Source organism: Thiohalocapsa sp. (assembly GCF_019695415.1).
Lineage (GTDB): Bacteria > Pseudomonadota > Gammaproteobacteria > Chromatiales > Chromatiaceae > Thiohalocapsa.
Map to the genome: position 1 here is coordinate 1 of NZ_JAIFKJ010000168.1, position 10,951 is coordinate 10,951.

The 10,951-nt window shown below is 67.7% G+C and carries 9 protein-coding genes; 5 read left to right on the plus strand and 4 right to left on the minus strand.

Annotation, left to right across the window (positions count from 1 at the left end; translation table 11 throughout):
- The 4 genes from I6U14_RS04555 to I6U14_RS04570 form a co-directional block, all read right to left on the minus strand.
- The coding region (locus I6U14_RS04555; protein ID WP_296897234.1) for an SCP-2 sterol transfer family protein at positions 1 to 305 on the minus strand (305 nt) is incomplete at its 3' end.
- A gap of 306 nt (positions 306 to 611) precedes the next feature.
- Positions 612 to 2,186, minus strand: coding sequence for an exopolyphosphatase (gene ppx / locus I6U14_RS04560; RefSeq protein ID WP_296897236.1), 1,575 nt, complete (start codon positions 2,184 to 2,186; stop codon positions 612 to 614).
- Positions 2,187 to 2,422: 236 nt separating this feature from the next.
- Positions 2,423 to 5,722 (minus strand): mechanosensitive ion channel domain-containing protein, encoded by a 3,300-nt coding sequence (locus I6U14_RS04565; protein ID WP_296897238.1) that lies wholly within the window; start codon positions 5,720 to 5,722, stop codon positions 2,423 to 2,425.
- Between the two features lie 207 nt (positions 5,723 to 5,929).
- Entirely contained in the window at positions 5,930 to 6,484 is a 555-nt protein-coding gene (locus I6U14_RS04570) for a Smr/MutS family protein (RefSeq protein WP_296897240.1), read from the minus strand.
- A gap of 278 nt (positions 6,485 to 6,762) precedes the next feature.
- On the opposite strand from I6U14_RS04570, the gene surE reads away from it, so the two are divergent.
- The 5 genes from surE to I6U14_RS04595 all read left to right on the plus strand — a co-directional run.
- Entirely contained in the window at positions 6,763 to 7,512 is a 750-nt protein-coding gene (surE, locus tag I6U14_RS04575; RefSeq protein ID WP_296897241.1) for a 5'/3'-nucleotidase SurE, read from the plus strand.
- A complete protein-coding gene (locus I6U14_RS04580; RefSeq protein ID WP_296897249.1) occupies positions 7,512 to 8,186 on the plus strand; it encodes a protein-L-isoaspartate(D-aspartate) O-methyltransferase in 675 nt (224 codons plus the stop codon). The genes surE and I6U14_RS04580 overlap by 1 nt, the downstream gene beginning before the upstream one ends.
- A gap of 145 nt (positions 8,187 to 8,331) precedes the next feature.
- Entirely contained in the window at positions 8,332 to 9,090 is a 759-nt protein-coding gene (locus I6U14_RS04585; RefSeq protein ID WP_296897244.1) for a peptidoglycan DD-metalloendopeptidase family protein, read from the plus strand.
- Positions 9,091 to 9,160: 70 nt separating this feature from the next.
- Positions 9,161 to 10,189 carry an RNA polymerase sigma factor RpoS gene (gene rpoS / locus I6U14_RS04590; protein WP_296897246.1) on the plus strand — a complete coding sequence of 343 codons (1,029 nt, stop codon included), beginning with the start codon at positions 9,161 to 9,163 and terminating at the stop codon, positions 10,187 to 10,189.
- 482 nt (positions 10,190 to 10,671) lie between these two features.
- A partial coding sequence (locus I6U14_RS04595) for a cbb3-type cytochrome c oxidase subunit I (RefSeq protein ID WP_296897248.1) occupies positions 10,672 to 10,951 on the plus strand: 280 nt, incomplete at its 3' end.

The following is a 10,951-nucleotide window of genomic DNA, read 5'->3' on the forward strand; positions in this document are numbered from 1 at the left end:
TTGAGCTTACCGGTGGCGTAGGCGGTGCCCATGCCCATCATGCCGATGCCCTTCTTGACCCATTTGAGCCAGTCGTCCATGTCGGCGCGCATGTCCCAGTCCGGACTCTCGCCGTTCCAGTCGCCTGCGCGGGTGCAGATACCCTTCTCGACGACGAAGACGCCGCGGGGATCATCCTCGTTTTTGAAACCGCAGGTAATGACGGAGTCGAAGCCGATGTCCGCGAGCTTGCCGCTGACTTCAGGGTCGTTATTCCAGGCGTCCTTGAGCTCGTTCATCCACTCGGCGGAAAAAAGCTTGGCCATGGTTGTTGCTGTCCTCCTTCGTTCGTTGGCGGGGAGCCGCGCTGGCGCGCGGACAGGGTGACTTGGCACTGGCGCCGATTCTAGCAGCAACGTCTGTGCGCGAGGTTACTTCTCCGCACGTCCCTCGGGGCTTTGCCGCGCAGCGCCGGCGTGCAGCAGCTCGGCCCCATTGGGGACTTTCCGGGGTGGTCTTTGGCCGCGGTCGGTCAGCGAGGGTGCGGGCGCGGCTTGGCGCTGGCAGGGACCGCCGGACTCGCGGGGACGAGCGGGGGCCGTGAAGTGACGATATGGCCGGTGGCGCAGTGCCTAGCCGAAATCCAGCCCAAAGCCGCCGGCGAGCAGCCGTGAGGCCTCTTCTTCCAGCTCCAGGTGGGTGAGGGGGTGCTGGTCGAGCCAGCCTTCAGGGAAGCGCAGCACCAGGGTGTCAGCGTCGGCGCTGAGTGTCAGCGCGGGAATGCTGTCGGGGCTGCGCCCGCGATGCATCAGCACCGCCAGTCGCAGGATCGCGCACAAGCGCCGGGTGCAGCAGTGCAAGCCCGTGGGAAGCTCGAGGAAGGCCTCCACCGGGAATTTGCGCCGGTGGCCAAGTATCAGGGCTGCCAGCACCACCTGCTCCTGGCGTGTAAAGCCGGAGAGGTCGGCATTGCTGATGAGGTAGGCGCCGTGCTTCTGGTACTGACTGTGGGAGACGGCGAGCCCGATCTCGTGCAGCTCCGCCGCCCAGCCGACCATGGGTGCATAGTCGGGATGATCGAGCTGCCAGGGCTCGCGCACTTGGTCCAGCAGGTGCAGCGCGGTGTCCTTGACCCGAGCTGCATGTGCCTGGTCGACGTCGAAACGGCGGCTGAATGTGGCCACCGTGCGCTCGCGCACGTCTTCGTGCTCCAGCCGGCCCACCATTTCGTAGATCAGGCCTTCCCGCAGGGCCTGATCCGACACGCGCATATGCTCGATGGCCAGGCTCGAGAAGAGCGCTCGCAGCACCGCTACGCCACCTGCGAACACCGGTCGGCGCTGTTCGCTCAAACCCTTGAAGCCGAGCGCCGACGTCTTGCCGGCGTCCAAGATGGCCGCGCGCAGGCGCTCAAGAGAATCCGCCGTGATACCGTCCTCGCTCCAGCCCTCGGCCATGACCACGGCCGCAATGGACTTGACAGTGCCGGAGCTGCCGGTGGCCGTGGCCCAGCCGGACTGGCGGAAGAGCTCGCGCACTGGACGCACCTCGAGCGCGCCATACAGCTCCGCTTTGTCCATCTGCTTGGCGGTGATCTTGTCGTTGCCGAAAAAGCGGCGTGCCATGCTGACGCAGCCCATGTGCAGGCTCTCGCGCAGGGTCGGCTGGAAGCCTTCCCCGACGATGAGCTCGGTACTGCCGCCGCCGATGTCGATGACAAGGCGCTTCTCGTCGCCGATGGCGAGGCCGTGGGAGACGCCGAGATAGATGAGCCGCGCCTCCTCACGCCCGGCGATGACCTCGATGGGGTGCCCGAGCGCCCGCTCGGCCCGCTCCACGAAATGCGCTTCCGGGCGGATTTGGCGCAGCGTGTTGGTGCCCACGGCGCGCACCCGCTCCGGCGGCATGTCCTTGAGCCGCTGGCCCATACGCTCCAGGCAGGCGAGGGCGCGCTCGGCAATGTCTTCGCGCAGGTGCTTGTCGCTGGTTAGGCCCTCGCCGAGTCGCACCATTTCCTTGTGCCGGTCGATGACCTGCAGCGTGCCTCCGTCCATGCGCGCCACCAGCAGGTGAAAAGAATTGGAGCCCAGGTCCACGGCGGCCAGCGTGTCGCCGGCGTCGACAGCGCGGGCGACCTCGGGGGTTACGCCCGTGGAGACGTCCGTCGCGCTCGCTGAGGAAGGGGCCGTTGCGGCGGGATCTGCCATCGCCTGCTCCGGTCACTCGAGTCGGGACAGGGCCAGCGCGGCCCCGAACAGGCGGCTCAGTATAGCGGTCCGCGGGCCACGGGGGCAGGGTTGTCGGTCGGCACGGCGGCGGTGGTGCCTCCAAATGGGGGCTCCCCTCCAGATGCCGCTCGACCGATCGGCGAAGGCGCGACCAAGCCAGTGGTGCAGTCGATCTGGGCGGGGCCGAGCGGCCTCGATGGGCGCGGCTGCGCGGCTCAGTCGGCCGCGGCCGATGCCTCGCTGGCGGCGCCCGGTTTCTGATCCCGGCGCAGGTGGATCTCCAGCGGCTGCACGGAACGAATGTGCAGGTCCCGCTGCGGGAACGCGATGCCGATACCGGCGGCTCGGAATCTGTCGTCGATGGCCTGGTGGAGCGCCGTGATGGTGTCGAGCCGATAGTCCATATCCTGCAGGTAGCAGCGCAGCACCAGGGTCAGGGCGTCGTTGCCGAAGCCCTCGAAGGTGATCAGCGGTGCTGGGTCCTCCAGCACATGCTCATTCTCACGCGCAACGTCCGCGAGGATCTGCAGCGCCTTGCGGGTGTCGCTGCCGTATTCGACGCCGACGGGCACCACGATGCGGTTGATCTGATCGGACAGGGTCCAGTTGGTGAGGCGGCCGGTGATGAGCTCTTTGTTGGGCACCAGGAGCTCCTGTCGGTCCCAGTTGCGCACCGTGGTGGCGCGGATCTCGATTTTGGTGACCACTCCCGTCGTGTCGCCGATGGTCACGATGTCACCGACCCGCACCGGGCGCTCGAACAAAATGATGAGCCCGCTGATGAAGTTCGCGACGATCTCCTGCAGGCCGAAGCCGATGCCGACACCGAGCGCCGCAACCAGCCATTGCACCTGGCCCCAGGACAGCCCTAGGGTGCTGAAGACCAGCAGGGCACCGATGGCGGTGATGGCGTAGCCCGTGAGCGTGATGATGGTGTAGCGGCTGCCGGCGCTGACGTGGCTGCTTTGCAGGAGCACGATCTCCAGCAGTGCCGGCAGATTGCGTGCCGCGGCGATAGCGGCGGCGATGATCACGAGCACCAGCCCGAGGTCCGCGAGCGTCACCGGGATGGCCTGATCGACGCCGTCCACCGTGCCGGTGTAGCGCCAGAGCGTGAAGCGATCGAAGAAGTTCAGTGCCGGCAGTACCTCGGACCAGATCAGCCACAGGCCCGCGGCTGCGGCGACGAAAATGACCAGGTTCAGAAGCTTGCGGGTCTGGGTGTCCAGGGAGGCGAGGTCCACCGGCCCCTCCTGCACCGCCAGGGCCTCCGCGCCCGCAGCATCGGTGGCTTTGGCAGCCTCGCGTTGGGCGCGGCGCTCCAAGGCGGCGGTGAGCGCGAGGCGCCTGCGCGTCACCAGCAGCCAGCGGGCGATGAGCTGGTGCGCGACAACGAGCCCTAACGCGAGCCAGAGCTCGTTTACCAGAGAGCGCAGCAGCATGCCCGAGGTGTACAGGAACCCAGACACGGCCAGCCCCGCCAGCACCAAGGGCACCGCCACCAGCAGCGGATACCAGAGCATGCGCAGGCGCGCATACCAGGCCTCCGGGCGCTCGGCCAGAATGTGCTTGAGGACGCCGCGGCTAGGGTGGAGTACGACGGCGGTAAGGGCTCCGAGGCCGAGATTGAACAGCGCCAGTGACAGCCGACCTAAAGTGGCCGTGAACTCCGGGTTCTGCTGGTTGTGGATCATCGCAGCGACGACACCCACCGGCATCAACAGCGTGATGGCGGTGAAGGTTGAGCGGCGCAGCAGCACCAGGGTGTCACTGCGCCAGCGGAAGTGGCGATCGGCAACCCCGCCGCGCAGGCAGAGCATGCGGTAGGCAAGCATGAAGTAGAGCGCAGGAACGATGGCGATGAGCGCGGTGCCCACCGCCTTGGCGAAAGGCCCCGCGACAAGCGACGTGTGCAGTACGTAGCCTAGGGTCAGGGCCAGCAGCGGCCAGGGCGCGGCCGCCAGCAGCGAAAGCCCGAGCGCAGTGAGGGTGTAGCGGAAGCGATCGGTGCTGATGCGCCGCAGCGGCTCTGCGCTGGCTCGGATGGCCCGGCGCAGCGCGGAGTTGCGCCAAAACAGCACGGCCACGGCGGCGAGGCCGAGCCAGAGCACTGGCGAGCGTGCGGCCTCCGCTGCCAGCGTGCTGCCGACCTTGACCCAATTGACAGGGTTGATGAGCCAGGCCACCGCCGCCGGCAGTGCGGCGAAGGACTGCTCTGTGACGGGGCCGACGCTGCGCACCCAGAGCAGCCGTTCCGAGAGGTAGCGGTCGTAACGCTGCACCAGCTCGCGCAGCTGCTGGCCGGCGAAGTCCACCTCACCGAGCGCGCGGCGATAGCTCTCCTCCAGGTCCAGCGCCGTGACGAGGAGCTTGCGTCGGGTTTCTCCCTGGGCCTTCAGGGCAGCGCGCAGCTCTGCCTGGTCGGCCTCCGCGAGCTGCGCCGGGGGCAGCTCGACGATGGCTCTATCCACCCAGGCGTCGAGATCCTCCAGGCTGCGGAGCTCCTCGCGCCAGCGAATGCTGCGCAGCGTGCTCTCGGCGATCTCATCCGCGCGCTCGGCGGCGGCCTTGCGGAGTTGGCGCGGGTCCGGCAACTGGGCGCGCTGTTCGATGAGCACCTGACCCTGGGCGCGGTTCAGGCCGGCGGCCTCCAGTCGTTCGCGGGCGTTTGCGAAGTCCTCCTCGATCCGGGTGCGGGCCTGCTCCAGGGCGGTGCGCTGCTCGTCGAGCTGGGTAAGCGCCGCGGTGGTTTCGCCGACCGTGTCGGCGAGCTCCGCGTTGCGCTCTGCCCAAGTCTGCACCAGCGGGTGGGCGCCGGCGGTGGCGGTCCGGTCCGCGTCGACGCGTTCCTGGACTTCTGCGGCGGCGGGCTGGCGCGGTGCATTGGCGCGGGCCTCCAGCAGCTGGGTGCGGGCGTTGGCAGGCACTAGCCCCGGCCGCGCTGGTGCGCGCTTCCCGAGCGTCAGCCCGGGCCGGGCGCCGGCGGTCAGCAGCTGTTGCTCCAGCATCTGCTGCTCGGCACGCAGGGAGGCGCGACGCGCCTGGCGGCCCCAATTCTTGAGCTCTCTTGCCTGCTCGGAGACCGCCTCCGGGGTGCTTGGTGCGGGCTCCAGCTCGGCGAGCCGTGCCTCGATGGCGGCGATACGGTCGCGGATCTGTACCGGGTTTTGGTCCGCCGCCTCCAGTGCCTCGGACAGCCTGGTGATGCGCGCCTCGATGGCGGCAATCTCGGCCTGCTCGGCCGTGATGCGCGACTCAATGGCCGGCAGATTGGCGTCCGTGGGCAAGTCCAGCGTCGGCGTTGGCGCTGCATCGGCGGCGGCTAGCTCACTGCGGATGGCCTCGGTCGTTTCAGGGGCCCGTTCGATAGCGGCCGCATACTCGGCGGCGGCGTCCTGCATGCGCGCCGCATCGGCAAGGTCCTCCAACACCGTGTTCAGCTCGCCGGTGAGTCGCTCGCGCTCGGCCTCGGATAGATCCGTGGCCTTCTCCACGTCCTTCAGGCGCTGCTCCACCAGTGTCTCGCTGGGGATGCCGTCCCCCGCCGCTGCAGCGCCGGGTGCCGCGGTGTCCGGCTGTGCTGCGGCACTTACTGAAACGAGTAACAGGAGCGCGGCACACAGCCACGATCGGATAGCCGAGAGCCGGAGCGGTTCGGTGCAGCGGCGTGTCACTGGAGCTCGCTTCTAGATGAGCCTTGCGGATCGATCGGGAAAGCCTAGTCAGCGCCGAGCGCGGCGCGTGCCGTCCTTGTCCGGGTTACGCAACAGCACGTAGACCGCTCCTGTCCCACCGTCGCGGCGCGTCGCAGAGCAGAAGGCGAGCACGTCCTGGCGCAGCCGCAGCCAGTAGTTGACCTTGCACTTGAGCACCGGCTGCGGACTGTCGGACCCGCGGCCCTTGCCATGGATGATGCGTGCGCAGCGAACGCGGCGCTGTCGGCAATCGGCGAAAAACTCTGTGAGGACGATGCGGGCATGCGCCGCACGGAGGCCGTGCAGGTCTACCTCCAGCTCGGGCTCGATGCGGCCGCGCTGGAGCTCGGCGACAACACGCTTTTGCACTCCCGGCCGGGCAAAGAGCAGATAGTCGTGGGTCTCCACCTGGCTTTCGGCGAGCAGTTCCGGCTGCTCTGGCTCGGCGTCTGCAGGCTGCGGCCGCGGGATTGGGGGCGGGCGCTCACGGTAGGGCTCCGCGCGGTTCGCAGCAAGCGGCTCGACGTCGCCCATCGCCGTGCGAAACATTTCTGAATCAGATTCGTGGAGCTGTTTGTTCATCTGACTTATGATAAGAGGTGCGGCGCAGGGTGCGCCCCGGCAGGTCAGGCTACGGCGGCAGAAGGGCGGCTCAAGAGCGTCGCCCCAGGGTTCCCGGTATCATCGCGGGCGTGTCATCCGGCGTCACCGGCGACCCCAACCAGGTTTGGGTTGGAGCTCATGCTCGCAAACCCCCTGGGCGCTCACCGGCCATTTTGGCATTGCATGGCCCGTTCTGTCCGCGCCGCTGGCCGACGGGGCGGCTCCGTCGGGATCAGCTTCGCTGCAGTCGCGCAGGCATGAACATACTCATCAGCAACGACGACGGATATCGTTCTCCCGGTCTGCATGTGCTCGCCGACGCGCTTTCCGCACTCGGCCGGGTCACGGTGGTGGCGCCGGACCGCGACCGCAGCGGCGCGAGCAACTCGCTGACGCTGGACGTGCCCATTCGCGCCGAGCGGCTCGAATCCGGCATCATCCGCGTCAACGGGACCCCGACCGACTGCGTACACCTTGCGCTCACCGGCTTGCTCGACGAGGAGCCGGATCTGGTGGTGGCAGGCATCAACCATGGCCCCAACCTCGGCGACGACGTCATCTACTCCGGTACCGTGGCCGCGGCCACCGAGGGCCGCTTTCTTGGCTTGCCGGCCATCGCGGTGTCGATGGCAGCGCATCAGCCTCAGTATCTGGCGACGGCGGGCGCTGTGGCCGCGCGGCTCGTGGCGGGTCTGCGCGGTGCTGAGCTGAGCCCGAGCACGATACTCAACGTCAATGTGCCGGACATGCCGCTCGCGGATATCCGCGGCGTCGCAGCCACCCGGCTTGGGCACCGGCACAAGGCCGAGTCCGTCTCTCGTATCGAGGACCCGCGCGGACGGCCCATGTATTGGATTGGCCCGGCCGGGCCCGAGCAGGATGCGGGGGAAGGGACGGATTTCTTCGCCCTGCGCGCGGGCTTTGTGTCGGTGACGCCGATCCAGATCGACCTTACCCGCCATGCCGCACTGGCGTCCCTCGAGCAATGGCTGGACGCGCTGCCGTGATGACTGGTTCCCCAGCAGCGCTGCCCGCGGCAGGCCGCGCTTCGAACCATGCCCGGGCGCGGCTGCGCCTGGCCGCTAGGCTCACGGCCGCCGGTATCGGCGACGACCGTGTCATCACGGCGGTCACACAGGTGCCCCGGCACTTGTTTGTGGACGAGGCGCTCGCGACGCACGCGTACGATGATGCCGCGCTGCCCATCGGTCATGGTCAGACCATCTCGCAACCCTATACGGTGGCCCGCATGACCGAGGCGCTGTTGGCGCCCGGCTGTTGTTCCACGGTGCTGGAAATCGGCACCGGCTCCGGCTATCAAACAGCGGTCCTGGCGGCGCTGGTGCGCCGTGTCTACAGCGTGGAGCGCGTCGCCGCGCTGTGGCAGCGCGCCGAGGCCAGGCTGCGGGGGCTGCGCTGCCGCAACGTGCGGCTGCGCTACGGCGACGGTGCGTTGGGTTGGCAGGAGTATGCACCCTTCGACGGGATCCTGATCACCGCCGCCGCACACGGCGTGCCCCGGCAGCTGGCGGCGCAGCTCGCACCCGGCGGGCGCATGGTGCTGCCGCTGAACGACGGCGACGGACAGGTGCTGGTGCGCCTGACCCGGACCTCTGCCGGCTTCCGGCACGAGGTGCTGGAGCCGGTGACCTTCGTGCCGCTGCTGGCCGGGGTGGCCTAATGGAGGCGATGGGGTTGATGGGACAGGATTCGACCCGGCTGGCCCGGAGGCATTCGGCCACAGGGGCAGGCTTCGCTGCGCGGGTGTTGTGCTGATGCGGGCTGCCCAGCCATGGCCCGCGGCCATTTGCCGAGCGCTTCGGCAGTTGCGCGTCCCAATCACGCTGGTGTCGGCGGCGTTGCTTGCCGGGTGTGGCGCCGGCGGGCTCGCGCCGGTGGACAGCCGTGACGGATACGGCCCAGCGCCCCCTGGCTACTACCGGATCCGCAGCGGCGATACCCTCAGCGAGATCGCCGAGCGCAAGCGCGTGCGACTGCGAACGCTCGCGGTCTGGAATGATCTCGCACCGCCCTATGTGATTATCGCCGGTGACCTACTGCGCGTAGAGCCGCCGGATGGCCGCTCGCGGCCGGCGCGCAGCGCCTCGCGTCGCACGGCCTCGCGCAGTGCCGGCGCCCGGGACTCGCGCGTCGTGAAGACCTCCGCGCGCACGAGTGCCGCGGTGGCGGGGGCGAGTGCGGCGAGCTCCGGCATCAGCTGGACCTGGCCGGTCAAGGGGCCGATACGGCAAGACTTCCGCGACGGCGATCGCACCCGCCAGGGCGTGCGCATCGGCGTTGCCGAGGGCACGCCGGTGGTCGCTGCCGCGGACGGAACGGTGGTTTACAGCGGTAGTGGACTCAAGGGATACGGCAACCTTATCATCGTCAAGCACAACGCGAGCTACCTAAGCGCATACGGTTTCAACCGCGAGCTCCTGGCTCGCGAAGGCGAGCGCGTCAAGCGCGGTCAGCGTGTCGCCGTCGCTGGCCGTGCGGCCAACGGCGAGGGCTTGCTGCATTTCGAGATCCGCCGCAATGGGGTCGCTGTGGACCCTGTTCGCTTCCTCCCGCCGTCGCGCTGAGGTGGGCACACCATAAATGGCGTGCGCCGGCAGCGTCGCGCGCACGCCGCACCCGTTTGAGGAGTGTCCCATGTCCACGCAAGAACGCGATGACGAACCGGACACGGATGCCGTCCCGGAGGACGAGGACATGCTGCTGGAGAGCGCTGGCGGCGACCCGGAGTCGGAAGAGGCCGACAGCGACGCCGCGCTGGATGCAGGCGAGGACGGCGACGATGACCGCGGGGAGCAGCATCCACCGGGGCACCGTTTTTCAGCTGGTGATGGCGACTTCGATGCCACGCGTCTGTATCTGAACGAGATCGGCGAATCCAAGCTCCTGACCGCCGAGGAAGAAGTCCACTATGCGCGCCTCGCGCAGCAGGGCGATGAGGCGGCGCGCTCACGGATGATTGTGAGCAACCTCCGCTTGGTGGTGAAGATCGCACGCCGCTACCTGAATCGCGGGCTGCCGCTGCTGGACCTCATCGAAGAGGGAAACCTCGGTCTGATCCGCGCGGTGGAGAAGTTCGATCCGGAGCGAGGGTTCCGCTTCTCCACCTACGCCACCTGGTGGATCCGTCAGACCATGGAACGGGCGATCATGAATCAAACGCGCACCGTGCGACTGCCCATCCACGTCGTCAAGGAGATCAACGTCTATCTCAAGGCCACGCGCATGCTCGCCCAGCAGCTCGACCACGAGCCCAGCACCGAGGAAGTCGCCGAGCTGCTGGAGAAGCCTATCGGTGAGGTCAAGCGCATGCTCGGCCTCAACGAGCGCATCGCATCGGTGGACACGCCCTACGGTAAGGATGCCGACAAGCCGCTGGTGGACATGCTGCCGGACGACAGCGCCCAAGATCCGAGCGACGACATCCAGGACGCCGACATCCATACGAACCTGGATCACTGGCTCGACAAGCTGAACCAAAAGCAGCGGGAGGTCGTCGAGCGTCGCTTCGGGCTGCACGGTTACGAGCACTCGACGTTGGAGCGCGTTGCCAACGAGCTGGGCGTCACCCGCGAGCGCGTGCGCCAGATTCAGATGGACGCCCTGCGCCGTTTGCGTGACATCCTGGAGAAAGAGGGCTTCTCGGTGGAGTCCTTCTTCAAGTAACTGCGAGACCGGTCTGCCGCCTGCCACCAGGGGCCGACCTTCCGACGCAGCGGCCGCATCACCCGCTCTCAGTGCCTCCGGCACCCCGCAGCCGATATTCCTCCGCAGGGAGCCGCGCTGTCCGAGCGCGCGATCCCGGCCCGCAAGCCCTACGCTCGCCGCGGGCCGCACATTGTCAAGCAACCTCCGAGCCAAGTTGGACCGCCCGACCTGCCGCCGACCGCGACCTCGGTTCAGGTGCGAAAATGGCAGAGAAATAAGGGGTTACGACAACAGGGCTATTGCCGTAGCCGACTGTTCGATAAAAAGAAACTGGCGATCTGGGGCATTCCCTCCCAATCCCGACCGCTCCGCTCAGCTTGACTTTCGCCCGGTGATCAATTGTCATTGCGCCGTCCCGGCGTTGTGGTGACAGCGCGCGATTTCCAGGGTGGAAAACCCCAAGCGAAAGTCCTTTTTTCTCTAGTCCGTTAGAGGGTCCTATGGAAGCCACTGCCGATCGGCTAGCCGAACAAAAATACAGCTTCGATGTCGTCCGCTGGTTCACGATCATGGCCGTGGTGTACTTGGTCGTGGGCGCGGCCGTCGGCGTCTACATCGCCGCAGAGCTCGCCTGGCCGTTCCTGAACTTCGACAGCCCCTACCTGTCGTTCGGCCGCCTACGCCCGGTACACACCAACGCCGTCATCTTTGCCTTCGGGGGCTGCACCCTGATGGCCACGGCCTTCTACACCGTCCAGCGCACCTGCGGGGTGCGGCTGT

What these genes read in the sequence shown, in the direction of transcription:
- I6U14_RS04580 (WP_296897249.1), top strand. Translation starts at nt 7,512, where the DNA reads ATGACTGGTTCCCCAGCAGCGCTGCCCGCGGCAGGCCGCGCTTCGAAC.
- I6U14_RS04570 (WP_296897240.1), bottom strand. Translation starts at nt 6,484, where the DNA reads ATGAACAAACAGCTCCACGAATCTGATTCAGAAATGTTTCGCACGGCG.
- rpoS (WP_296897246.1), top strand. Translation starts at nt 9,161, where the DNA reads ATGTCCACGCAAGAACGCGATGACGAACCGGACACGGATGCCGTCCCG.
- ppx (WP_296897236.1), bottom strand. Translation starts at nt 2,186, where the DNA reads ATGGCAGATCCCGCCGCAACGGCCCCTTCCTCAGCGAGCGCGACGGAC.
- surE (WP_296897241.1), top strand. Translation starts at nt 6,763, where the DNA reads ATGAACATACTCATCAGCAACGACGACGGATATCGTTCTCCCGGTCTG.